The organism is Mucilaginibacter terrigena, from assembly GCF_004168255.1.
Taxonomy (GTDB): Bacteria; Bacteroidota; Bacteroidia; order Sphingobacteriales; family Sphingobacteriaceae; genus Mucilaginibacter; species Mucilaginibacter terrigena.
Map to the genome: position 1 here is coordinate 559,198 of NZ_SEWG01000001.1, position 24,827 is coordinate 584,024.

Below are 24,827 nucleotides of genomic sequence, written 5' to 3' on the forward strand. Positions count from 1 at the left end.
TCATCCGCCTTTTTTGTAATATTGGGTGATGATTTACCAGGATACCTTACAATTCGCGCTTCAGTTGGACGAACAGGACACTTTAAAAAGTTTCCGCAATGAGTTTTTAATGCCGAAGCATAACGGGCACGACGCGGTTTACTTATGCGGCAACTCATTAGGCTTACAGCCACGTTCGGCTAAGAAATACATACAGGATCAGCTTAACGCCTGGGAAGATAACGCGGTTGAGGGCTGGTTTATGGGCGACGAGCCCTGGCTTAAATATCACAAGGCTTTACTTGCGCCATTATCCGGTATTTTAGGCGCTAAACAAACCGAGATAACGGTAATGAACTCACTTACAGTAAACCTTCATTTGCTGATGGTAAGTTTCTACAAACCAACAGCTAAACGTTATAAAATATTGATGGAAGCTGGCGCTTTTCCATCAGATCAATATGCCGTAGAAAGCCAGGCGCATTTCCACGGTTTCGACCCTAAGGATGCCATCGTCGAGGTAGCCCCACGTGCCGGGGAAACCACTTTACGTACCGAAGACATCCTGAAAAGCATAGCCGATAACGCCAATGAACTTGCGCTGGTACTATTCAGCGGGATAAACTATTATACCGGGCAGTTCTTCGATCTGGAGGCCATTGCCAAAGCCGGGCACGCCATAGGCGCGGTTGTTGGGTTCGATCTGGCACATGCCGCCGGGAATGTACCCCTAAAACTCCACGAATGGGATGCTGATTTTGCCTGCTGGTGTTCGTATAAGTACATGAACTCGGGCCCCGGTGGTATCAGCGGCATATTTGTGCACGAAAAGCATTTTGGCGATAAAAGCCTGAACCGCTTTGCGGGCTGGTGGGGCTACCGCAGGGACAAACAATTTTTGATGGCGCCCGGTTTCGAGCCTGAGAACGGGGCGGAGGGGTGGAACGTGAGCACCAGCCCCATCCTTTTAATGGCCTTGCACAAGGCATCGCTGGATATATTCGAAAAGGCCGGCGGTTTACAGGCCCTGCGCGCCAAAAGCGAAACGCTTACCGGCTACCTTGAATATTTAATTGGGGAAGTAAATAAAAAATATGGCGAAGAGGTGTATAGCATTATCACCCCGGCAGATAAAACACAGCGCGGCTGCCAGCTTTCGATAGTGTGCAGGCGCGATGCAAAAGCCATATTCAATTACCTTGCCGCTAACGATGTTGTAGGCGATTGGCGCGAACCTGATGTGATAAGGCTGAGCCCGGTGCCGCTTTATAATTCGTATGCCGACGTTTACCAAGCCGCTGAAAGCCTTTTTAAAGCCCTTGACGCTGTTAAATAATACAAATGATATACTACAACCCCAAGAGCTGGTTCTCGCTCATATTCAGGTTTAACAAGGCCGATACCCTGCGCGAACTGTTCCCGCTGATGATTTGCGTTAGTGTTTACGCGGGTGTGATTACTTTTTTACTGATAGATTACTGGCAAGTATCAGAAACCAGCATGCTGCGCAAGGTTATCTATGTGCATCAAACCATTGGTTTTGTGTTTTCGTTACTGCTGGCATTCCGTATTAACTCGGCCTACGACCGTTGGTGGGAGGGCCGCAAGATCTGGGGCAGCCTTACCAATAACAGCCGCAACCTGGCCATGAAACTAAAGCATTTGGTTGACGCGAAAGAGGCAGGGTTTTTTAATTACGCCATACCGCTTTACGCACGGGCCTTAAAAAACCATTTACGCGGCACTTACGAGCCGGAAGACCAGGCCATTGTAGTTACAGATGGCCATAAGCACGTGCCTAACCAAATAGCGTCGGCCATTATCAAAAACGTTTACCGTTTAAATAAGGAAGGGCAGATAAACCCCGAACAATTGGTGAGTATAACCGCCGAAATTACCTCGTTCACAGATATTTGCGGCGGCTGCGAGCGGATTAAAAACACACCAATACCTTTTTCGTACAGCGTGTTTATCAAAAAGTTCATCTTTACTTACATCATGACCTTGCCCTTTACCTGGGCTTTCGACCTCAAGTATTTCATTATGCCGATAATCGGTTTCATATTGTTTGTGTTCGCCAGTATCGAGCTGATAGCGGAAGAGATAGAAGATCCCTTTGGTAACGACGCAAACGACCTGCCATTGGATAACATTTGCAATAATATCCAAAAACACGTTGCCGAGATCTTTGCCGAGTAAAGGATGCTTAAAATTGCTTACGACCCTATTTATGCGCACCCCTTGCCACCGGGCCACCGTTTCCCGATGCTTAAATACGAGCTGATACCGGCACAGTTACTCCATGAGGGTATCATCACTGCCGGTAATCTTTTCTCGCCCCAACCTGTAGACGAAGTTACTATGCTATTAACGCACGATGCCGGTTACTGGCAACAGCTTCGCGATCTGACCTTGCCGCCCAAAGAACAGCGGCGCATCGGTTTCCCGTTATCAGCACAATTGGTAGAACGCGAGGTACGCATCGCGCAGGGCACTATCGATGGATGCCGGTATGCTTTTGATTATGGTATTGCCTTTAACGTGGCCGGCGGCACCCACCATGCCGGCAGCAACTGGGGCGAAGGTTTTTGCATGCTTAACGACCAGGCGATAGCAGCTAATTATTTGTTAGCTAATAATTTAGCCCATGCTATCTTAATCATTGATTTAGATGTTCACCAAGGCAACGGCACCGCGCAGATCTTTGAGGACGAGCCCCGTGTGTTCACCTTTTCGATGCATGGCGATAAGAATTTCCCGTTCCGGAAGGAGCGGTCGGACCTTGACATACCCTTGCCGGATGGTATAGCCGACGAAGAGTATTTAAGTTTGCTTAAGGATAATTTGCCGGGCATAATTGACAATCACCAGCCCGATTTTATATTTTACCTGGCAGGTGTGGATGTACTGGCATCTGATAAATTGGGCAAGCTGGCCCTCTCTAAAGAGGCCTGCAAAGCCCGCGACAGGTTTGTATTGGAGCAATGCAGATCAAGAAATATCCCGGTGCAGGTAAGCATGGGCGGTGGCTACTCGCCGCAAATTAAGGATATCGTAGAAGCGCATTGCAATACCTATAGGGTAGCTAACGATCTGTATTTTTGATATTATATAAAAGCACTGGGCGGTGCGATTCCCTCCCAACGGGAGGGTGTAGGGAGGGGTTTATGCGCCATGCTTTGCGTATAAACCCCTCCCCGCCACTACACAATCCATCGCGCCCCTCCCAAGGGAGGGAGTTTGATAGGGCTATCCCACATCATCCACAATAATCAAATTATTGCTTTTGCTGATCTTTTGAAAACGCAGGAACAGCATAATGGACGAGGCCATTAACCCCAAAACCAAACCATACCAAACACCCATCACACCTAAATTAAAATAGATGCCCAGCAGGTAAGCAACCGGCAAACCAATTATCCAGTAGGAAATAAAGGTTAGTAACGTAGGCATATTTACATCGCCCATACCGCGCAACACGCCAAGGCCAACAACCTGCGTACCATCAAACAACTGGAAGAAAGCTGCTATGATAAGTAGCTGTTCTGCAATATGTATAACGCTCTTATCTGAAGTATATATCCACGGTAACAGATGGTTGAATAAGGTAAAAATAATGGCCGTACAACTCATAAAAACAATAACAATATGGTAATTAGAGATGGCTGACAACCTCAGTTCGCGGTGATTACCCGATCCAAAATAATTACCCGAGCGTATTGCAGCGGCTGCCGAAATGCCGCTGGCCATCATATACGTCATGGAAGCAAGGCTGATGGCAACCTGGTGGGCTGCTTGTTCAACCATGCCAATACTGCCTATCATAAGTGCTGCGCCGCCAAATGCGCCCACCTCAAATACATACTGCATGGCAACCGGTGTGCCTATTTTTAGTAACTGTAAACCGCGTATACGGTCGATATTCCTGATGGCAAAATCCTTAAGGTATTTTTTAAAGATAGGGGAGCGCAGCACGTATATTGCCATTACAACGGCCATAACGCTGCGATCGATAAGGGTGCTGTAGCCAACACCTTTTATCCCCATGGGGCTAATACCAAAAAGCCCTTTTACAAATATCACCCCTAAAACGATATTGAGTACATTTCCCCAAATGGATATCAGCATAGCTTGTTTGGTAAAGCCCAAGCCCTCGGCAAATTGCTTAAAGGTGTTAAAAATCAGCAAGGGGATAAGCGATAAACTAAGCAGGAACAAATAGGGTTTAGCCTGCACAACTACCTGGGGCGACTGATGCAGTTTATCGATAAACAAGATAGTACCGAAATAAATTCCGCAAAACAGCGCTACGCCGGTAATAACATTCAGGAAAAAGCTGTTGGAAAGCAGCCTGCCGCACTCGTCGTAATTCTGCCGCCCGTTATGCTGGGCTATCAACGGTGTTATGCCATAGCTTATGCCCAGGCCGATAACGAGCGGTACCAAAAAAATACTGTTAACCATTGAAACAGCTGCCAAAGCGGTGGTGCCTGCAAAGTGGCCTACAATAACCGAATCGGAGATCTGCACCAATGTATGGCCTAATTGCGATATCACAACCGGTATGGCCAGTTTCAGGCTATCGCGGTAATAAGGTTGATATTTTTGGTAGAGGGCTTTCATTAAGCGGGGAGGCAAAAGTAACGAATAGCCTGTTAAATCAGGAGGCTGTGTAAAACTCTTCTTTTTCTGTGGTGTGTACCCGCAGGATGCCCGAAAGTACCAGGTCAACCAGTATCCGCTGCGCGCGCCTGCGGCCGATGTTTAATAAAGTACAAAACTCTTTTACAGTGATGCGTTCTTCTTTCTCCAGGTGCTCCAGCAGGGCTTTCTCTTTCGACGAGTACTCTATCAGCACGCCTTTGTCATCAGCCGAGCGTTTAAGCACATCAACCACCACTTTGCTGGCCAGCACGCTTTTATCCTTTATGCGGATGTAAACCCACCATTTGCCATCCTCCGCAAGCGAGTAGTGGGGTTTTTCCCCGCTTTCGGGGATATCTACGATCAGTACCAGCTTATCATCAAAATAAACCTCCTCAAAAACAGGTTCAAGGGCAGGGCGGGTAAAAAAATGCGCCGCTTTGGTTATCATGTAACGCTCCTCGTCTTCGGCTTTTACGCCTTTTATGGTGCCATCATCCAGCACACCGATCAGTAGCCTTCCACCAACGTTATTAGCGAACGATACCATGGTTTTGGCTATCTTTTCGCAGCTGGTAATGGTTTTCTTAAAATCAAGTGATACGCCTTCGCCCTCAAAAATCTGTCGCTTTAAATTCATTTCAAATCCTTGTTATTCCGCTTTGTAGGGCGTAAAAATTTGCATCCATTGCTCGGGATTAGTTAACGGTGTAAACCCAAATTGTTTGTATAAACCCTGTGCATCCAGCGTTGCTAACGACCATCGCCGCAAGCCTTGCAACCCCGGATATGCCATAATGGTTTGCATCATCCATTTAGACAGGCCGGCACCCTGGTAAGCCGGTAATATAAACACATCGCATAAATAAGCAAACGTAGCCATATCCGATATTATGCGTGCAAACCCAACCTGATTCCCATCTTTATACACACCAAAGCATAACGAGCCTTCAATGGCGGTTTGTAACCGCTGTGGTGCAATGTTCTTTGCCCAGTACGATTCCCGGTCAAGATAATTAAATATCACATCAAAATCGAGCAAAGCTTTATCGGTAGAGATCAGGAAGCCCTTTTTTGTAAAGGCTTCATCGTTCATAAATACTGCCATTGTGTTAGATAGTTGCAGGTATAAAATTAAGGTCGCGTATATACACTTCGTTCATCAGGGATACGCATACCTCGTTGTTATTATTATATATATCTATCGGGAAGCTGTTTTCGTACTTGCCGGTAGTGTTTAATGTTTGTATAACCAGGTCGATATCAGCGTCGCTCAGAATAATTTTGAACGACAGGCTTGATAGGGCGGGCTTCAAAAAATCGATCCTGGATGATTTTGACCAAATACGTAATTTCCTTTCGGGAGAACTCAATATCCTGTCGAACAGTACGGGGTAAAACGGATCGGCAGCGGCAAATATCGTCCCCCCAAATATCGACCCGTTATAGTTTTTATTGAGCACACTTTTAAAGATCTTCACTTTTACGCCCCTAAAGCCCTTGTCGAACCCTGCCACCCAGATCCGCTGAAACAAAAGGGGAGGGTAGAGGCGCATTATCCATTTTAAGGTACTCTCTGATACTACCATTACCGCTAAATATCAGCATTTTTTGGAATAAACTTTGCTCATTAAAGTAAACTTTAAGAAACAAATTAAGTATTAGGCCGTTGTAAAGTACTAATAACTAATAACACAAATTCAAACTTATATCTATTATGAAAAAGCAATTTTTAAGTTTCGCGTTAGTCGCGACGATGATCGGTTCAATAGCAGCAAGTTGTAGTTCCGAGAAAAAAACAGGTGGTTCTGATAGCACAATGACTGATTCGACAGCTACTATGGCTACGCCGGCCGCAACTGACAGTACCAAAACTGATTCGATGGCGAGAGATACCACAACAAAAGATACCACTAAAAAACCAATGTAATTGGTTAAAAAAGCCCAAACTAAAAAGTTTGGGCTTTTTGTTAAAACGCGGTTTTAATAACCCCGCCATCGGTACGTAAAACAGCGCCATTTGTAGCCGATGATAACGGGCTGGCTATGTAAGTAACCATGCTGGCAATTTCTGCCGGATCAATAAAGCGTTTAATTAACGATGTACCGCGCATATTGGTGAAGAATTCCTTCTCCATCTCCGCGTCGGTTTTTCCCTGGTCGGCGGCTAAAGCCTTCATAAAGTCACCAACACCTTCTGAAAACGTAGGGCCGGGCAATACAGAGTTAACCGTAACACTGGTGCCCACCGTAAGCTCGGCCAAACCACGGGCTATGGCAATCTGCGCGGTTTTGGTCATGCCGTAATGGATCATTTCGGCAGGGATCTGTACAGCCGATTCGCTTGAAATGAAGATTATGCGGCCCCAGTTTTTAGCCAGCATTTTATCAAAATAAACACGGGCCAGGCGCACGCCGCTTAAAACGTTCACCTCAAAAAACTTCAGCCAGTCTTCGTCTGTAATAGTTTTAAATTCCTTTGGCTCAAATATACCAACGTTATTCACCAGTATATCAACCTCCGGTAATTTATTTAATAGCGCGTCTACCTGCTGCTTATCAGAAAAATCTGCAGCAATGCCGTTAATGTTTGTATTGCCGGTTTCAGCTATTAGTTTTTCAACCACCTGGTTAACCTTGGTTTGATCGCGGCCATTAATATATACTACAGCACCTTCGGCGGCTAATGACCGGGCAATTGCATTGCCAATGCCGGCTGTTGAACTGGTTACCAAAGCTGTTTTATCTTTTAATTTTAAATCCATTTTGGTGTAATTAAATTTAAGGTAAGTTTAGCTAAATATGCAATAATAATTACCGGCGTAAACCCAAAGATGTTTCAATACTGACAATGATACACGTATATGGCTTGTATCAGACAATTTAGAAGAATGACATATAATATGTAACTTTATTTGGTACAACCCTTAAAACCTAATTAGTATGCAACGCAGGAAATTCCTCCAATCTTCGCTCGCGGTTACTGCCGGTATTGCTGTAGCCAATACCCCCGCAATAGCGGGCGCTCAATATTCAATACAAAAAGAAATATATGAATTGCGCGAATATGAAATGAACTTTGGTATTGACCAGGCACAGCTTGAAAACTATTTTAAAATGGCGCTTATCCCTGCATTAAATAAGTATGGCGTAAAAACCGTTGGTGTTTTCAAAGAATGGAACCCAACCGATCCGGCTAAATTTTATTTACTCACGCCATATTCGTCTCTTGACAATTATCTTTCGGTAAATACCAAAGTAAAAGCCGATGCAGATTATATTAAAAACAGCGTAGCGTATAACAGCATACCGGCAGATAAAGCTATCTACAGCCGTTTTGCATCTACGTTAATGCTTGCTTTTGATGGTTTTCCTGCAATGGTTGTCCCGGCAAACGAAGCCCGGATGTTTGAATTAAGAACATACGAAGGCTACAGCGAAGATGCGGTACGCAGAAAAATTAAAATGTTCCATGATGGGGAGTTTCCGATATTTAACAGGGCTAAATTGAACCCCGTGTTTTGTGGTGAAGTAATTGCAGGTGATAAACAGCCGCGTTTAACCTACATGATAACTTGCCCAAATATGGACGAACGTAAAAAAGGATGGGCAGCTTTTGTTACCGACCCCGAATGGAAAAAATTAGTAGCTAATCCCGAGTATGCAAATACCATTTCGAAGATCAGGAACACATTTTTAGTTCCTACAGCATATTCGCAAGTATAATTTTTCAGGACACCATTATGGCGCATATCGTCATAATTAGCTTTATTGATTAATCTCATAATTAACATTATGTTAAGTAATGGTTTTATATTAAAGCCCGCCGATAAGCGGGCTTTAATATTTTACGCCCCTATCGGGATTAGTTTTTAGGTAACGCGTTTATTTGTGCATTTAGCTTGGTGATGTTTGCTGTATCCTTTTTGCCTTTGTAATAAGTAAGCAGGTTATTCAGCGCGTCGTACGATTTTGGGTTAAGTTCTACCGCTTTTAATAAATATGGTTTTGCCAGGTCGAACTGTGCGTTGGCTTTGGCCATCGCTGCTTCGTAAGCTTTCTGCTGGTTTGCGGGCAATTTATTAGCCGCGTTGTAAGCATCAATTGCAGGCGAAATTATTACGTAACCTAAGTTTAAGTTAGCCTCGAAATAATTGGCGTCAATTTCAATCGCTTTTTTATACATTTCGGCCGCTTTTTGAAAATTCTGATCCTTCTCTGCTTGCAAGGCTGCTTTTGATGCTGCGGTAGCTTTAGCTATTTTTTGTGCAGCGGCATCACCCACTTGCGAGTAAACTAAACCAGCGTAATAATATAGATCTTTGTTCTTAGGATCGTTTGCAATGGCGCTTAAAATTTTATCAAGTACTTCTTTTTGTTTACCCTGTTGCAGGCTTATCTCAATTTCGGTCCTTCTTAGGTCAACATTGTTCGGGTATTTTACAAGGCCATCGGTAACTGTTTTTAATGCCCCGGTTGTATCTTTATTAGCTAAATACACGGTAGCCAGCTCGCCGTACACGCTCTCTACTTTTGAATATTTTGTTGTAAGCAGTTTGTTGTAATTTGTAATGGTTGCCGGATAGTTTTTTGAATTTAATGCAGCTAAACCTGTGTAAAGTATGGCGTTGGTATCTTCGGGCATTACAGTGCGGTAAGAATCAAACGATTTATACGCCAGATCGTATTTACCTGCCTGGTATTCCTTTACACCTTTATTTAGCTGGTACCTGCCCACAGAAATATTGGCATTATCAATAAGCGCTTTGTTTTCGCCTTTGGTATCTAATTCTTTTGCTTTTTTTAAAGCTTCTTCGGCTGCAGTGAATAAAGGTAACGATGTTGTTGCTACAGTGTCAAGCTCGGCAAGCGAACCGTATATATTAGCTTTTACAGCATATGTTTTAGGTAAATTTGCTGTTTTTGCGTTTGCCACAGCTTTATCAATAGCCTCTTTAGCTTTGTTTAGGCTTGGTATGGCTAAGGCGGGCTGTGTTCTTAAGCCTTCGTATTTTTCGAATTCTGTCTGCGCGGTGTTTACATCTTTTTGTGCAAAAGTTGTTGCAGATATGAGGCTTAAAATGCCCACCATTAAGAATTTAATTTTCATCAGATACTGTTTTAAATTGGTAATGAATAATTACGGCAGTAGATGCCTTTACTGTTTTATAATTTATTAATTTATTTGTTCTAACCGGTTGTTAACCCTATCCAGTTGGTTTTGGTTGCCGGTTTTTGTATAAGCTATCTGTAAAAGCTCAAGGCATTTTTTATCCTTAGGTGCCATTTCATTCGCTTTTTCGAGCCACAATATAGCACTTGTTATATTTTTATCGTCATTATTATTTTTTAAAGTACTTTTTTTGAAGTACAATAAACCCAGGTTAAACACCGGCTCGTAAGCCGCTCCGTTTAGCTCGATGGCACGCAGGTATAACGACTCCGCTTTATCGTATTGGTTTAAATTGTCGTAACAATTTGCAGCTACAAAAGTGATATCCGGGTTATTAACGTTACTCTCTATAAGCGGTATCAACAGCGGTTCTAACGCTTTATAATCCTTTTTGTTATTGTAAATGTTCGCCTCGTCGTGTAAAAGCTGCTTGTTTTGCGGCAACAGGCGCCTCCCCTTTTTTACTATTTGCAGCGCCTTTGCTGTATCGCCAAGCGATTTATAAATGGTTGAGGCTGTTTCCAGGTACGCTACGCTGGTGCTATCAGTATTAATAAGGTTGGTGTAATATTTGGCCGCATCCTGCAGGTTGCCCAGTTTATTGCTGGCATATGCGATATAAGCGTTTATTTGTTTTTGGCCCGGCGCGTACTTTTTTGCTTTTTGAAAAGCATCAACGGCGTTTTTAAAGTCGTTGTTTTTTGTTAATGCAAACCCTTTACGGATGTAAACATTTGCTATACAACGCTTTGCATAGTCCATTTCGGGCTGGTACTTGTATATCCGGCCTTTTTGTGCAAACAGGTCAAATAAAGCGGCTGTTTGGTCAAGAAACGTATCGGGCTGGCCCAGGGTGTTCAGTGAATCGGTATATAAAATGCTGGAATTTACGATTATCCGGTAAACATTTTTCTCCAGGTCGGATGAGTCTTTTTTGGTAACCACTAAACTATCGGCAGATTTTTTGGCGTTTGCCAAAAACTTAAGATCGCCCTTTTGCTTATAAAAAGCAAGGTTGTTTACCACAACCTTTAACGCTTCGGACTGGCCGAAGGCAAAAGATGTAGTAAACAACGCTAAGATCAATAACTTGATTCTTCGCCTTTGCTGCATTATTTATTCAGTTTTGTCGTCGTCGGCAGCGGGCTCCTCCCCTTTGCTTTCGTCGGTGTCAGTAATAGTACCTGTTGCTTCAGCGGCCGGCCCGGTGCCTTCTGCTAATTCAGCACCTTCAACCACTTCTTCATCTTCCTCGTGCTCAACTTTTGCTACCGATGCAATCTCATCGTTACCTTTAAGGGTAATTAACCTTACCCCTTGTGTAGCGCGGCCCATTGTACGCAATTCTGCTATGGCCATGCGGATAATGATGCCCGATTTGTTGATGATCATCAGGTCTTCTTTATCAGTAACACCTTTTATGGCAACAAGGTTTCCGGTTTTTTCAGTTATGTTAAGGGTTTTTACACCTTTACCACCACGGTTGGTAACGCGGTAATCCTCAATATCGGTACGTTTACCATATCCTTTTTCTGATACAACCAGTACAGTAGTTTCTTTATCATCAATGGCTATCATACCAATAACTTCATCGTTGCCGCTGTCTAAGCTAATACCACGTACACCTGTAGCAGTACGCCCCATTGGCCTAACTGTGCTTTCGTTGAAACGGATAGCACGGCCGCTTTGCAGCGCCATAACAATTTCGCTGCTGCCTGTTGTTAATGTTGCTTCCAGTAACGAATCGCCCTCATTAATGTTTATGGCGTTGATACCATTAGCACGCGGGCGAGAGTATGCCTCTAAAGATGTTTTTTTGATAACACCTTTGCGGGTACACATAATAATAAAGTTGTTCTCCAGGTATTCTTTATCCTTAAGCGATTTTAGCTTGATGTAAGCCTTAATGTTCTCTTCTTTAGGGATATTGATGATATTTTGGATGGCACGGCCTTTAGAGGTACGTGTCCCTTCAGGTATCTCGAACACACGTAGCCAGAAACACTGCCCGCTTTCGGTGAAGAAGAGCATGTAGTTGTGGTTACTTGCTATCAGCAGGTGCTCAATAAAGTCGGCATCGCGGCTGTTGCTGCCTAACGATCCTTTACCACCCCTGCCCTGTCTGCGATATTCTGTAAGCGAAGTACGTTTGATATAACCCTCGCGCGAGATGGTAATTACTACATCCTCATCCTCAATAAAGTCTTCGGTTTGCATTTCTGCAGATGAGTGTACCATTTCGGTTTTGCGCTCATCGCCGTATTTTTCGCGTATTTCTGTCAACTCGTCCTTGATGATCTGCATGCGCAGGCCTTCATCAGCAAGTATCGATTTTAAGTAATCGATAGTTTTCATTAAAGCATCAAACTCATCACGGATCTTATCGCGCTCCAGTCCGGTTAAGCGCCTTAAGGTCATGTCCAATATGGCACGTGCCTGTATATCGCTTAAGCCAAACTGGCTCATCAAACCTTCCCTTGCTTCATCAGGTGTAGACGATGCGCGGATCAGCTTGATAACTTCCTCGATATGATCGAGCGCTATCAGTAAACCTTCCAGGATATGCGCGCGTTTTTCTGCTTCGGCAAGTTCAAACTTGGTACGGCGGATAACCACTTCGTGCCTGTGCTCAACAAAATGATGGATAAGGTCCCTTAAGTTAAGCAGCATTGGGCGGCCATGGACAAGCGCAATGTTATTTACACTGAACGATGTTTGCAGCGCGGTGTATTTATACAGGTTGTTTAATACGATAGCCGCGTTAGAATCGCGTTTTATCTCGTAAACAACACGGATCCCCTCGCGGTTACTTTCATCTCGGATAGCGGTGATGCCTTCAATCTTCTTTTCGTTTACCAGTTCGGCAGTACGCTCAATCATCAGCGCTTTGTTTACCTGGTAAGGTATTTCGCTTACAATGATGCGTTCGCGTTCGCTGCCGTATGTCTCAATTTCGGCACGTGCACGTATCACGATACGCCCGCGGCCTGTTTCCAGCGCCTGGCGGGGGCCTTCGTAACCATATATAATACCGCCTGTAGGGAAATCCGGGCCTTTAACGTAGGTCATCAGCTCGGCTATATCTATCTGGCGGTTATCTATCAGGGCTATTGTAGCGTTAATAATTTCGGTAAGGTTATGCGGCGCCATATTGGTTGCCATACCCACCGCGATACCCGATGCACCGTTAACCAAAAGGTTAGGGAATTTTGCAGGCAGTACGGTTGGCTCCTGCAGCGAATCATCAAAGTTCAGCTGGAAATCAATAGTATCCTTGTTGATATCGGCCAGCATCTCTTCGGCTATCTTCTGCAGTTTAGCCTCGGTATAACGCATCGCAGCCGGTTGGTCACCATCTATCGAGCCGTAGTTTCCCTGTCCTTCAACAAAGGGATAGCGTAAGCTCCAGTCCTGCGCCATACGTACCATGGCATCGTATACAGATGTATCGCCATGCGGGTGATACTTACCCAAAACCTCACCCACAATACGGGCCGATTTTTTGTAGGGCTTGTTATTTGCGAGGCCCAGATCAAGCATGCCGTATAATACCCGCCTGTGTACGGGTTTTAAACCGTCGCGTACATCGGGCAGCGCCCTTGATACGATAACCGACATTGAATAATCAATGTAAGCTGCCCGCATTTCTTCATCAATATTTATCGAAATTATCCTGTCTTCTTTGTGCGAATTTTCGTCTTCGGTTTCTTCAGCCATTGGTTTTTCTTAGTGGAAAATCTTAACAGTAAATGCGTATAAAAAAAGTGTTTTTATATGACCTGCGAAGTTAAGAAATTATATGGTTTTTGAGGCATGTTTTTGCTAACATTTATACTTGTTTTCCACGTTTTTTGCGCTAAAACTATAGTAATGTTACAATATCAAAAATGGGTGGTTATTTTAACCTTTTCCAATACTCCTGCACGGTGGTTCCGTTAGGTAAAACGCCGTTAAATGTCAGCGTGTCGTTTTTTATCTGGTAGCGATACTTTAGTGTAACATTGAGCAGTTTAGATGGCTCGGCACTAAAGGTTTGTGTTTCAAAACAGGTATCCTGCTTTAAAGTATAGTTTCCTTTTTCGTAGGGGATCGGCTCCGCTCCTTTTTCGATGAACAGGGCGTTATAGTGTGCATCATCATACTGCCGTTGCAAGGTGTAGTCTTTAGAGGCAGGCTCGGCTTTGCCGTTGTAAATGCCGCCGCTGTACTGCCAGGTGCCGGTAAGTGTATCAGCGGTACCAAAAGCACATAATATAATAACCAGTAAAATAGCCGATAATATCCTTTTCATCATTATTAAACCCAATTGATCCCCTTTTTTAACAAGGATAAAGTTTTCTCTTCCTCGCTGCCCGGTTGCGCATGGTAGTTATAAACCCATTTTGCAGTTGGCGGCAGGCTCATTAGTATTGATTCGATGCGGCCGTTGGTTTCCAGCCCGAATTTTGTGCCTGCGTCATACACTAGGTTAAACTCGGTGTAACGGCTGCGGCGCTGGTATTGCCATTGCTGCTGCTCATCAGTAAATTGCTTATCGCGGCTGCGGTTCACCAGTTCGGTATAAGTTGGGATGAATGACCGCCCCAGGGCTTTGGAGAACTCAAAAACGGTTTCCCAACTCATATCATCTGTCGCGGTTAAGCGGTCATAAAAAATGCCGCCAATACCCCGTGTTTCGTCGCGGTGTTTAATGTAGAAGTAATTATCGGCCCAAGTTTTAAAGCGCTCGTAAAAATCGGCGTTAAATCGGTCGCAAACATTTTTTAATTGCTGGTGGAAATACCGGGCATCGTCCTCCACCACGTAATGCGGTGTAAGGTCTATCCCACCCCCAAACCAGCGTACAGGCGGGGTATCGGTACCGAATGATGACGGCATTTCGAAGTACCGGATGTTCATGTGGATAATAGGCACCAGCGGGTGGTTTGGGTGGATAACGATAGATACGCCTGTAGCGAAAAAGTCGTCTTGCTCTACATTAAGGGCTTTTTTGATGGTATGCGGCAAATGGCCGTGTACCGCAGAAAAGTTTACACCGCCTTTTTCAAATATATTACCGTTCTGGATGATGCGGGTACGCCCGCCCCCACCGCCTTCGCGCTCCCAAACCTCCTCTTCAAAAGTAGATTTGCCGTCTGTGGCTTCAAGCGCGGCACATATCTCGTCCTGTATCTGTTTGTAATCCGCCGCTATTTGTTCCTTGCCTATCATTAACTAATTATTGAATTAGTGATTTATTGGATTAGTGATTAAGGAGCAACAAAACTAAACAATCTATCGAATTGACTTGGATTTTTAATCACTAATTCACTAACTCGTTAAATCACTAATTGAAATTTTAACAAACTCCCGCTTCTTCTTCAATGTAATTCAAATCTTTTCCAAAGGTTTCTTTCAACTGGCTGAGCGAGAACAGCGAAATAAGGGTTAATATCACCATCATGATGTATCCGCTGGTTATCATGCCGTAATGCGCCACCAGCATATTAAAGCCAATATTGATGGGTATTAACGACCCGCGCACAAAGTTTGGTACCGTGGTGGTTACCGTTGAGCGGATGTTAGTGCCAAATTGCTCGGCCGCAATGGTTACAAAGGTTGCCCAATAGCCAACCGTACAGCCCAGGAAGAAACAGATCCAGATAAATTTATCGTGCGTGATACCTTTTGAGCCTAAATAAATAAACGAACTTACTACCGATAACAGTAAAAATACCACCATGGTAAGCTTACGCGATTTGGTGACCTGCGCGAACAAACTGGCAAAAATATCGCCTATGGCGATACCAATGTAGGAATACAATACGCCCTCGCCCGCGCTTAGCGGAACAACTGCGCCTAAAGCTTTACCAAACTCGGGCGACAGGGTTACCAGCACGCCAACTACATACCAAAGCGGCGCGCCTATCAATATGCAGTACAGGTATTTTTTAAAACGCGCGGCATTGGTGAACAGCATAAAAAAGTTACCTTTAGATACGCCGCTTTCCTTCACACTATTAAACATACCCGATTCAAATGTGCCCACCCGCAGCAGCAGCAAAACAAGCCCCAACACCCCACCCACTTTATAAGCAGTTTGCCAGCCATATTTAGCAGCCTCGTACGCAGCAGCGGCGCCAAACAGGCCAATAACGGCAACTATCATGGTGCCGTAGCCGCGTTTTTCTTTGCTCAGTGTTTCGGTAACCAGCGTGATGCCGGCACCCAGTTCGCCGGCAAGGCCTATGCCTGCAATAAAGCGGATAATGGCATAGGTATTAACATCGGTTACGTAAGCATTGGCAAAGTTGGCTACCGAGTATAATAATATCGACCCGAATAATACTTTGATACGGCCCAGCTTATCACCTATCATACCCCAAAGCAGCCCGCCTAACAGCAAGCCAAACATCTGCACGTTGATTATAAACTGGCCTTTAGGCAGTATATCCGCGTCGGCTATGCCAATATCGTGCAGACTGGCTTTACGTACTATCGAAAAAACTAAAAGATCGTAGATGTCAACAAAATAGCCCAGGGAGGCTACCAGTACCAGGAATACAGCATTACGGGTAAGCTTTGCTGAAGGAGCAGTGTCAGTCATAAATCAGGGTTGTAATAATGGTTAGGCTAAGGTATAAAATGCGGGCGCAATTCGAATTATTATTGTATAAAAAAGCCTCCCGATAATTCGGGAGGCTTATATATCTAAAGGCAGCTTATTAAACTTTTTTTACGTTTACCGCCTGCAGGCCTTTTCTTCCTTCTTCTTCTTCGTATTCAACGTTATCGTTGTCTTTAATGGCATTTACGCCGCCTTGTACATCTTTAAAGTGTACAAACAGGTCTTTACCATCATCAGTAATAATAAATCCGTAACCTTTTTGTGTGTTAAACCATTTTACTTTTCCAGTTTTCATAATAATATAATAATCGTATTAAAAATTGTGTTAAGATCAGTACTTATTCAACTGAGTATAAAAATGGTTTAATAATCAATATAGAACGTACAACTATCTGTATCAAATATATAAAATTATTGTATATCCAAATAAAATTATTATTAAGTTAAAATAAATTAAAAATAATACCAAATAAAAAAAGTCATCAGCGTAAACTGATGACTTCCAAACGGATATATGTTGTGTTAATTATTTTACCTGCTGAAAGAAATAAACACCGGCAGATGGGGTAACCCTTACCAAAACTTCTTCTTTGCTGTTCTTAAGGTCAACAAAATAAGCAACAGAATCTAAGGTATCGTCGCCGTTATCAAGTTTGATCACTTCGTTTGCAAAGTAGCCTTCGTATTTAACAGCAATTTCTTTCCTGGCTTTTTCCGGAAGCGCCCTGAACTGTACATTTTCGGTAACGCCTATCAGTTCGCCCCTAAGGTTATAAAAAGCTGATTTTTTTACACCGTCGATTGTGAAGGTAGCTTTCTGGAATTTTGAATTTACTTTCCAGGTTACGCCTTCGGCCCTTGAGAAATCGTTATTGAATTTTGATGATACAACGTTTGATACGTTTTCGGTACCTTCTTCTGATTTAGATACGGTATTTGCAGCAAAAACATTTACTGTGAATAATGCTGCGATAGCGGTTGATATAAATAATTTTTTCATGATCTATTTTATTTTAATTTATGCAACAAATGTAGTGTAGTGTTGACAATAATCATAATTTGACTTAATTTTTATGAATATTTGATAATGCAACACGATTTTTGATGATAATCTAAAAAAATAGACCGATAGATAGTGTACTTTTAACAATATGTCAATAAAGATTGTATACATTTATTGTAAAAAGTACACTAAGTTAATTTAGTGTTAAGCCGGGCCTTGTTTGTGACGTTTTAATGACATTTGAAAGGTTTTTGGCGGTGTATGTGTAGATAAGCTACATGGCTTCTACAACGCTTTTATATAATCCAAAAATAAATACAATGCTTTCCTCTTATCCTCTGTGAGGTCAAAATCAAGGCGGTGCATCAGGTAATCTTCCAGGTCGAAATCGGCGCGCTGGGGCAACTCTTTTAAAAGTTCGGCGCGGTGCGCCAGGCCATAACGTAAGGCCTTGTCAAAATCCTTTATAAAATTGGCGGGGATGGGTTTGTTGGCTATCCAGGCGGCAAATACAAAGGGCAGCCCGGTAAATTTTTGCCATTCTTCGGCCAGGTCGTAAACGTACCTGTATTGTTCGGTTTTGCCAAAGGTACGATCGCCAATTTGTACAAAGGCGGTATTGATATCTGCAGATGCCGCATAAGCGGGCGCATTTTCAATTAATTCGGGCTGTACCTTCCAATAGTTTTTGAGCAGTACACGCGCAAGATTGTTTGAGCTGCGCGACTCGGGATCCAACTGTACCCGCTTTACGTCCTTTATATCGCAATTGCTGAAGATGAAAACCGAATTTACCGCACCCGAAGCACCGATGCAGTAAGCAGATACTATTTCCCAATGCGGCAAATTTAAGGCAGCTGCTACGGGTATCAGGCCGATATCAACAACGTTATCTATCAGTTTTTGGGCACAGTCTGATGGCATATCAAGGCTAAGGTCTATTCTATCCTTAATTGCTGAATGTTGCAGGCCGTATAAAAATGGTTTGGTGTTAGTGTAGCTAACTGCAGAAATTTTTATCTTATTCACGTATCGTTCGCTCTAATCGTTTTTTAAATGTTTGGCGTTGTTGGCTTCAACAATTTTAAACCGGCTGCCATCGTAAGTTACTTTATAAAGCACCAGGTTTTGGTGCGGAAAGGTGTCCATTTGCGTAAGCGGCTGGTTGGTTAGTATACACATCAGCAAACGCAGGGCGCGGCCATGCATGCATACCAATACCGTTTTTTCTTCGGGATGGGACATAATAGTTTCCATGGCCTGCAGCTGCCGTTCTTTTACCTCGTTGGGGCTTTCGCCGCCTTCAAATTTTTCATCAAGCTTACCGTCGAGCCAGTCGCGCATTAATTGCAGGAACGCGGCCTTGGTTCCGGGTGTAGCGGGCTGCCCCTCGTGCACTCCCCATGCCAGCTCGTCAAGCCCGGCCAGTTTCTGGTAAGGGATGCCCAGGTCAATAAACGGCTGGATGCTTTGCTGCGTACGCTTTAATTCGGATATATAGATCTTATCAAATGGAACATCTTTGTAAGCCTGGTAAAACTGGCTGGCCTGGCGGCGGCCTTCATCGTTCAGGTCGGTATCGCGGCCGCGGCCCTGCACAATGCCTTGTTTATTAAGGTCTGTCTGGCCGTGGCGTACTATATATAGTGTCTTTTGTATCATGAGTCATTGGGTCATTGAGTCATTGGGTCATTTGCCATTAGTCATTGATAACGAAATGACTCAATGACAGCGAAGCGAATGACTCAATGACTAATTAATAACCGGCAGCTTATAAAAGCGCGGTTTTTCTTCGTCTGCAAACTGGTATTCGTTATAATCGGTAACTACATTATAAAGGGTATCGCGCTCTATAGGGTAGCGTCCCGCGTGTTTTATCAGGTCAACCAGTTCTTTGGTGCTCATGGCCGGTTTTTGCTCCTCTGCACCTGCCATCGAATAAATTTTGGTGGTATCGTCAAGCGTACCATCTATATCATCCACCCCAAAGTTTAGGGATAGCTGCGCTGTGGTGCGGCTTATCATTGCCCAGTATGCTTTTATGTGGTCGAAGTTATCCAGGTAGATGCGTGCTATGGCATAGTTCCGTAAATCCTCAACCACGGTAGATTCGGGCACATCGCTCATCTGGTTATCGCGGTTACGGAATTTTAGGGGGATAAACGTTTGGAATCCGCCCGTCCTGTCCTGCAGTTCGCGCAGGCGTTCCATATGATCAACCCGGTGATGAAATTTTTCGATATGGCCGTAAAGCATGGTAGCGTTTGATCGCATGCCCAGTTTATGCCATTCCTCGTGGATGGCCAGCCACTGTTCGCCGGTACATTTATCTTTAGCTATCAGGTCGCGCACCTCGGGATGGAAGATCTCCGCCCCTCCTCCGGGTATCGATTCAAGGCCTGCTTCTTTCATCAACCGCATGCCGGTGGCATAATCTATCTTGGCTTTCTTAAAGATGTAGTGATATTCAACAGGTGTCAATGCTTTTACATGCAGATGGGGCCGGTGTGCCTTTATCCTGCTGAACAATTCGCTGTAAAAAGCAACATCGTATTGCGGTAAAACGCCGCCTACAATGTGCACTTCGGTAACGGGCTGGCCGTCGTATTTTTTTACAATGTCCAGCATCTCTTCCATGGTGTACTCCCACCCGTCGGCACGTTGTTTTAACAGGCGCGAGTACGAACAAAACTTGCAATCGTAAACGCAAAGGTTGGTTGGCTCGATATGAAAATTACGGTTAAAATAGGTTTTGTCACCGTGTTTTTGTTCGCGTATGTAGTTGGCAAGTACTCCCAGGTAGCCTAATTCAGCTTTTTCGTAAAGCAGAACGCCCTCATCAAAAGTGATGCGCTGGTTATGGAGTACCTTCTCAGCAATGTCTTTTAGTTCGGGTAAAAGCCGGGGGTTATCCAGCAAAACCCTGAAATTATCTGATACTTCCATTTAGAAAAATATTTGAGCAAATGTAGCAATTTGCATTAGTTTTAAAACCAAAGCATCAACTTACTATGTGTTTAAACACACAAGTATGACAAAGGACTTACAGAGCGAAACGGGAAAGCTACAATGCGGTAACCGAAGTAATGTTTATACCAAAGAAACAATCGTCGGCGCAGCCTTTAAGCGTGTACCCGGCGGTAGATAAGATGCCATTATTTTTAGCCTCAAAAAAGATATCGTTGGTTTTTGTATCGGCTTTTAGCCATACGTTTTTGGCTTTGTCGTAAACCTCATCAAGGGTAAGTATGGCCGCTCCTTCGTCTGTATGCGATCCCAGGTTGGCAGGGGTTTCGTGCCATTCTTTTAATATTATCCGGTCGTGGGTACTGCTTGCCCCGTCGTATTGGAAGTTAACGTAATCGCGCTTAGTTACTTCGCCGTTTATAACAGTTAACTGTGTTTCGGAATTATTGCTGCTGAAAGATTGCCTTAGCGTTGTGTAGGTATATGAATTATTAACGCTTGTTTTATACGCCGCCCATACCTTAAGGCTTTTATCAAAATCTTTGGCGCTATAGGTGCCGGTGGTTGTTATATCGTCTTTACTGCAGGAATTTAGGCTCCCTGCAACAAGTAACACAAGCAAAATTGTGTAAAGCTTTTTCATGAATGGTGAAGGTTATAACTAAACAAGCATATAACTCCTGCTTCGCAAAAAAATTGTATCTCTTGTTACCAGCTGCAGGGTTTTACATTTAATTACGCTGCTAATAAATAAAATGCGACAAAATTATGCTTTAAAAAGTATCAATTTATAATTTAGCGGCATCATGAAAATAGAGACCATAGCCATACACGCCGGTAACCATACCGACGCCTCGTCAAAAGCAGTTGTACAGCCCATAGTGATGTCGACCACGTTTGAGCGCGACGAGGATGGCGGTTTTTCATCGGGATACTCTTATAGCCGCGCGGCCAACCCAAACCGCACATCATTAGAAAATGTATTGGCAAAGTTAGAGGGCGGAGCCGAAGCGGCGGCCTTTTCATCGGGTAATGCCGCCGGGATGTCGGTATTTCAATCGCTTGCCCCCGGTACACATATAATTTGCCCCGATGATATGTACCATGGCCTGCGCAACCAGCTTAAAATGCTTTTTGAGGGTATTTTAGAGTTCGATTTTATTGATGTGAACAATAGCGATGTTTTAACGGAACATATTAAACCTAATACCGGCGTAATATGGATAGAAACACCATCGAACCCTTTACTGAAAATTACGGATATCAAAAAAGTAGTAAGTGTTGCCCGCCAACATCATATTAAAGTAGTTTGCGATAATACCTTTGCCACTCCCCTTTGCCAGCAGCCATTGGCTTTGGGTGCTGATATGGTGATGCACTCCTCCACAAAATACTTTGGCGGCCACAGCGACCTGATGGGCGGCGCTTTAATTACCACCGAAAAAAGCGACTGGTGGGAAAAGATCCGCAATGTGCAAACCATGGGCGGCGCGGTGCCCTCCCCTATGGACTGCTACTACCTTGTCCGCAGTATAAAAACGCTGCCCTATCGTGTACGTGGCCACGTTAGCAACGCGCAGCTGTTAGCGCAGTTCCTGGAAAGCCACCCGCGTGTAGAGAGCGTGATGTACCCCGGCTTATCATCGCACCCGCAGCATGCCATAGCAAGGGCGCAAATGAGCGGTTTCGGGGCCATGCTATCCTTCACCCTAAAAGGCGGCGAAGACGAGGCCAAAAAAGTGGTTAACGCCATTAGGGTTTTTGCCCGAGCCACCAGCCTGGGCGGCGTAGAAAGCCTGATGGAACACCGCGCAACTGTTGAAGGCCCGGATACCAAAACACCGTTTAACCTGCTAAGGGTGTCTGTTGGGTTAGAGCATATCGATGATTTGATAGCTGATCTGGAACAGGCGATGGCTAAATAGACTTATAAATTAGTTTTGTTCCGTAGGAACATTTGGTTGGTAGGAATAATAGCAAGTATTTCGTTCCGTAGGAACGATTGATGTAAGCTTATGCAAAAGTGAATTATGGCAAATACATATACTCAACTTCATATCCAATTTGTTTTTGCGGTGAAATACCGAGGTACACTTATTGGCAGTGAGTGGAAAGAACGTTTGCATCAATATATTACCGGGATATTTCAAAAAGAATGGTCATAAAATGCTTCAGATAAACAGCATGCCCGATCACATCCATATTTTCATTGGTATGAGACCGGAGCAATCGGTATCATCCTTAGTTCAAAATGTAAAAACTGAAAGCAGTAAATGGATAAAAGAACAAAAGTTTTGTCCATCTCCATTTGCATGGCAGGAAGGTTATGGTGCTTTTTCTTATTCAAAAAGTCAGGTACCGAACGTGGTTAATTATATTAAAAATCAAGAGGCACATCATAAAAAAGAATCATTTTTGGATGAGTACCGAAAATCCCTGACGGCTTTTGATGTTGATTGGGAGGAAAATTATATTTTTAAGGAGCTTGAATAGCACCAGGCGTTCCGATGGAACGCTTAATTTTCATTTTGTTTTTCTACCAACCAAATGTTCCTACGGAACAAATTGCATACTTAACAGGCATTCAAAAGTGAATGCAGTATTGTCGATTGAAACTCATAAATGATAATAAATTGAAAATTTAATTTGGATTGTAAATCCTTATTACCCTATATTTGGAACATTATTTGGTAGCAATACCACGATCAATTTTCCCTCACACGGATTTTGGTTTATAAAGAAGCGGCGAGAGATCAGGCTCAGAGAACCGCTGGCAACCCTACAAGGTGTAGAAGGTGCCAATTCCTGTCCCGGAGAATAGTTAACCGGGGGATATAAATTTTTAATCATGAAAAGTCTGATTTATTTAGCCCAACAAAACACACCACAAACCCAAACGGGTCCATCTTCTGTACACGCCATTTCTGCAGGCTGTATTTGCATGTGTTGCTGCTGCTGTTGATCGCAGTACACGTTCCCTTTTTCTGTTTCCTGAAAAATACGTGATGACCGCTTAGGATAGCTTTATCCTGTCGTAATTGTAACATTTTATAAGTACCCCTTAATCTACAGAACATGTCTAATTTAAAATTCGAAACACTACAACTGCATGCCGGCCACGAAATTGATGCTACCGGTTCGCGCGCGGTTCCTTTATTTCAAACTTCATCATACGTATTTAATAATGCCGAGCATGGTGCAAACCTGTTTGCCTTAAAAGAGTTTGGCAATATTTATACCCGTATCATGAACCCCACTACCGATGTTTTTGAAAAGCGCATTGCCGCCCTTGAAGGTGGTGTGGCGGCTTTGGCAGTTGCATCGGGCCAGGCGGCGCAGTTCATCGCGCTCAACAATATTTTACAGGCCGGCGATAACTTTGTTACTTCCCCTTTCCTGTATGGCGGCACCTACAACCAGTTTAAGGTAGCATTTAAGCGCCTGGGTATCGAGGTGCGTTTTGCCGAGGACGATACCGCCGAAAATATTGAAAAACACATCGACGATAAAACAAAAGCCATATACACCGAAACAATTGGTAACCCAGGTTTCAGCATCCCCGATTTTGACGAACTGGCGGCACTGGCTAAAAAGCACGACCTGCCGCTGATAGTAGATAACACTTTCGCCGCAGGCGGATACCTTTTTCGCCCGCTGCAGCATGGCGCGAACGTGGTTGTAGAATCGACAACCAAATGGATAAATGGCCACGGCACCAGTATTGGCGGCGTTATAGTCGACGGTGGCAATTACAACTGGGGTAACGGCAAATTTCCGCAGTTTACCGAGCCAAGCGAAGGGTACCACGGTTTGATATTTAATGATGTATTTGGCATTAACGGCCCGTTTGGCAATATCAATTTTATTATACGCGCCCGTGTAGAAGGTTTAAGGGATTTTGGGCCGGCACAATCGCCGTTCAATTCGTGGTTGAACATACAGGGTTTGGAAACCTTATCCCTGCGTGTGCAGCGCCATGTAGATAATACGCTTGAACTTGCCAAATGGCTGGAGCAGCACCCGCAGGTGGCATCGGTTAACTACCCGGGGCTTGAATCATCGCCTTACCATGCGCTTGCCAAAAAGTATTTAAAAAATGGCTTTGGCGCGGTATTAACTTTCGAGATAAAAGGCGGCAAAGAAGCAGCCAATAGCGTAATTGATAATTTAAAACTGGTAAGCCACCTGGCCAACATGGGCGATGCCAAAACGCTTATTATACAGCCATCGGCTACAACGCATCAGCAGCTATCGGGCCTGGAGCAGATACTGGCCGGCGTTACACCCGTCCAGTTACGAGTGGCGGTTGGTATTGAACATATTGATGATATTAAAGCAGATTTTGAACAAGCATTTGCTAAAATAAAACAGCTTGAATTAGTATAAGATTTTTTTAGTTTTTTTTAGTTTTTTAAGTGATGTTATCAAGGGGGCAGTTATTAAGCCAGCTGCCC

Annotated in this window: 26 protein-coding genes and 1 riboswitch; of the genes, 9 read left to right on the top strand and 17 right to left on the bottom strand. The window is 43.9% G+C overall.

Annotation, left to right across the window (positions count from 1 at the left end; genetic code table 11):
* Window positions 1-28: 28 nt before the first annotated feature.
* From kynU to EWM62_RS02435, 3 genes are read left to right on the top strand one after another with little or no spacing between them, the layout of a single operon-like run.
* Window positions 29-1,315 carry a kynureninase gene (gene kynU, locus EWM62_RS02425; RefSeq protein ID WP_129875040.1) on the top strand — a complete coding sequence of 429 codons (1,287 nt, stop codon included), beginning with the start codon at window positions 29-31 and terminating at the stop codon, window positions 1,313-1,315.
* A 5-nt stretch (window positions 1,316-1,320) separates the two neighbouring features.
* Window positions 1,321-2,178: a bestrophin family protein gene (locus tag EWM62_RS02430; protein ID WP_129875041.1), complete on the top strand. Its 858-nt coding sequence runs from the start codon at window positions 1,321-1,323 to the stop codon at window positions 2,176-2,178.
* A gap of 3 nt (window positions 2,179-2,181) precedes the next feature.
* Complete coding sequence (locus EWM62_RS02435; RefSeq protein WP_129875042.1) at window positions 2,182-3,084, top strand: histone deacetylase family protein; 903 nt, start codon at window positions 2,182-2,184, stop codon at window positions 3,082-3,084.
* A 144-nt stretch (window positions 3,085-3,228) separates the two neighbouring features.
* Here EWM62_RS02435 and EWM62_RS02440 read toward each other — a convergent pair whose 3' ends face one another.
* Genes EWM62_RS02440 through EWM62_RS02455 form a run of 4 tightly spaced genes read right to left on the bottom strand, consistent with a single transcriptional unit; the run spans window position 3,229 to window position 6,212 of the window.
* Complete coding sequence (locus tag EWM62_RS02440) at window positions 3,229-4,602, bottom strand: MATE family efflux transporter (protein WP_129875043.1); 1,374 nt, start codon at window positions 4,600-4,602, stop codon at window positions 3,229-3,231.
* A 37-nt stretch (window positions 4,603-4,639) separates the two neighbouring features.
* Window positions 4,640-5,263: an AlbA family DNA-binding domain-containing protein gene (locus EWM62_RS02445; RefSeq protein WP_129875044.1), complete on the bottom strand. Its 624-nt coding sequence runs from the start codon at window positions 5,261-5,263 to the stop codon at window positions 4,640-4,642.
* A 12-nt stretch (window positions 5,264-5,275) separates the two neighbouring features.
* On the bottom strand, window positions 5,276-5,731 hold the full coding sequence (locus EWM62_RS02450; protein ID WP_203234964.1) for a GNAT family N-acetyltransferase: 456 nt from the start codon (window positions 5,729-5,731) through the stop codon (window positions 5,276-5,278).
* A gap of 4 nt (window positions 5,732-5,735) precedes the next feature.
* On the bottom strand, window positions 5,736-6,212 hold the full coding sequence (locus tag EWM62_RS02455) for a DUF4442 domain-containing protein (protein ID WP_129875045.1): 477 nt from the start codon (window positions 6,210-6,212) through the stop codon (window positions 5,736-5,738).
* A gap of 128 nt (window positions 6,213-6,340) precedes the next feature.
* Between EWM62_RS02455 and EWM62_RS02460 the strand changes: the two genes are divergently transcribed.
* Window positions 6,341-6,553 carry a hypothetical protein gene (locus tag EWM62_RS02460; protein ID WP_129875046.1) on the top strand — a complete coding sequence of 71 codons (213 nt, stop codon included), beginning with the start codon at window positions 6,341-6,343 and terminating at the stop codon, window positions 6,551-6,553.
* Between the two features lie 40 nt (window positions 6,554-6,593).
* On the opposite strand, the gene EWM62_RS02465 is transcribed toward EWM62_RS02460, so the two are convergent.
* Window positions 6,594-7,388: an SDR family NAD(P)-dependent oxidoreductase gene (locus tag EWM62_RS02465; RefSeq protein WP_129875047.1), complete on the bottom strand. Its 795-nt coding sequence runs from the start codon at window positions 7,386-7,388 to the stop codon at window positions 6,594-6,596.
* A 178-nt stretch (window positions 7,389-7,566) separates the two neighbouring features.
* Here EWM62_RS02465 and EWM62_RS02470 point away from each other — a divergent pair, with 178 nt between their 5' ends.
* The gene (locus EWM62_RS02470) at window positions 7,567-8,349 is read left to right on the top strand and encodes an NIPSNAP family protein (protein ID WP_129875048.1); all 783 of its coding nucleotides are present in this window, start codon (window positions 7,567-7,569) and stop codon (window positions 8,347-8,349) included.
* Window positions 8,350-8,488: 139 nt separating this feature from the next.
* On the opposite strand, the gene EWM62_RS02475 is transcribed toward EWM62_RS02470, so the two are convergent.
* The 12 genes from EWM62_RS02475 to EWM62_RS02530 form a co-directional block, all read right to left on the bottom strand.
* Window positions 8,489-9,733 carry a tetratricopeptide repeat protein gene (locus tag EWM62_RS02475; protein WP_129875049.1) on the bottom strand — a complete coding sequence of 415 codons (1,245 nt, stop codon included), beginning with the start codon at window positions 9,731-9,733 and terminating at the stop codon, window positions 8,489-8,491.
* 66 nt (window positions 9,734-9,799) lie between these two features.
* Window positions 9,800-10,870, bottom strand: a complete 1,071-nt coding sequence (locus EWM62_RS02480) for a tetratricopeptide repeat protein (protein ID WP_162499763.1) — start codon at window positions 10,868-10,870, stop codon at window positions 9,800-9,802.
* Window positions 10,871-10,912: 42 nt separating this feature from the next.
* Window positions 10,913-13,513, bottom strand: a complete 2,601-nt coding sequence (gyrA, locus tag EWM62_RS02485) for a DNA gyrase subunit A (RefSeq protein ID WP_129875051.1) — start codon at window positions 13,511-13,513, stop codon at window positions 10,913-10,915.
* A 178-nt stretch (window positions 13,514-13,691) separates the two neighbouring features.
* Window positions 13,692-14,087, bottom strand: a complete 396-nt coding sequence (locus EWM62_RS02490) for a hypothetical protein (protein ID WP_129875052.1) — start codon at window positions 14,085-14,087, stop codon at window positions 13,692-13,694.
* Window positions 14,088-14,092: 5 nt separating this feature from the next.
* Complete coding sequence (gene hemF, locus EWM62_RS02495) at window positions 14,093-15,007, bottom strand: oxygen-dependent coproporphyrinogen oxidase (protein ID WP_129875053.1); 915 nt, start codon at window positions 15,005-15,007, stop codon at window positions 14,093-14,095.
* Window positions 15,008-15,134: 127 nt separating this feature from the next.
* Window positions 15,135-16,382: an MFS transporter gene (locus EWM62_RS02500; protein ID WP_129875054.1), complete on the bottom strand. Its 1,248-nt coding sequence runs from the start codon at window positions 16,380-16,382 to the stop codon at window positions 15,135-15,137.
* A 118-nt stretch (window positions 16,383-16,500) separates the two neighbouring features.
* Complete coding sequence (locus tag EWM62_RS02505; protein ID WP_067061679.1) at window positions 16,501-16,698, bottom strand: cold-shock protein; 198 nt, start codon at window positions 16,696-16,698, stop codon at window positions 16,501-16,503.
* A 231-nt stretch (window positions 16,699-16,929) separates the two neighbouring features.
* Window positions 16,930-17,403: a hypothetical protein gene (locus EWM62_RS02510; RefSeq protein WP_129875055.1), complete on the bottom strand. Its 474-nt coding sequence runs from the start codon at window positions 17,401-17,403 to the stop codon at window positions 16,930-16,932.
* Between the two features lie 288 nt (window positions 17,404-17,691).
* Entirely contained in the window at window positions 17,692-18,435 is a 744-nt protein-coding gene (locus EWM62_RS02515) for a menaquinone biosynthetic enzyme MqnA/MqnD family protein (RefSeq protein ID WP_129875056.1), read from the bottom strand.
* A gap of 12 nt (window positions 18,436-18,447) precedes the next feature.
* Window positions 18,448-19,068, bottom strand: a complete 621-nt coding sequence (locus EWM62_RS02520; RefSeq protein WP_203234965.1) for a histidine phosphatase family protein — start codon at window positions 19,066-19,068, stop codon at window positions 18,448-18,450.
* Between the two features lie 90 nt (window positions 19,069-19,158).
* The gene (gene mqnE, locus EWM62_RS02525) at window positions 19,159-20,352 is read right to left on the bottom strand and encodes an aminofutalosine synthase MqnE (RefSeq protein ID WP_129875057.1); all 1,194 of its coding nucleotides are present in this window, start codon (window positions 20,350-20,352) and stop codon (window positions 19,159-19,161) included.
* A 118-nt stretch (window positions 20,353-20,470) separates the two neighbouring features.
* The gene (locus EWM62_RS02530; RefSeq protein WP_129875058.1) at window positions 20,471-21,016 is read right to left on the bottom strand and encodes a hypothetical protein; all 546 of its coding nucleotides are present in this window, start codon (window positions 21,014-21,016) and stop codon (window positions 20,471-20,473) included.
* 163 nt (window positions 21,017-21,179) lie between these two features.
* On the opposite strand from EWM62_RS02530, the gene EWM62_RS02535 reads away from it, so the two are divergent.
* From EWM62_RS02535 to EWM62_RS02545, 4 genes are all read left to right on the top strand, one after another.
* Window positions 21,180-22,298, top strand: a complete 1,119-nt coding sequence (locus EWM62_RS02535) for a trans-sulfuration enzyme family protein (RefSeq protein WP_129875059.1) — start codon at window positions 21,180-21,182, stop codon at window positions 22,296-22,298.
* A gap of 105 nt (window positions 22,299-22,403) precedes the next feature.
* Entirely contained in the window at window positions 22,404-22,538 is a 135-nt protein-coding gene (locus EWM62_RS19770; protein ID WP_394342842.1) for a transposase, read from the top strand.
* Window position 22,539: 1 nt separating this feature from the next.
* The gene (locus EWM62_RS02540) at window positions 22,540-22,866 is read left to right on the top strand and encodes a transposase (RefSeq protein WP_238989262.1); all 327 of its coding nucleotides are present in this window, start codon (window positions 22,540-22,542) and stop codon (window positions 22,864-22,866) included.
* 236 nt (window positions 22,867-23,102) lie between these two features.
* Window positions 23,103-23,214: riboswitch (SAM riboswitch) on the top strand.
* 234 nt (window positions 23,215-23,448) lie between these two features.
* Window positions 23,449-24,759 (top strand): O-acetylhomoserine aminocarboxypropyltransferase/cysteine synthase family protein, encoded by a 1,311-nt coding sequence (locus EWM62_RS02545; protein ID WP_129875060.1) that lies wholly within the window; start codon window positions 23,449-23,451, stop codon window positions 24,757-24,759.
* The last annotated feature ends 68 nt before the right edge of the window (window positions 24,760-24,827 follow it).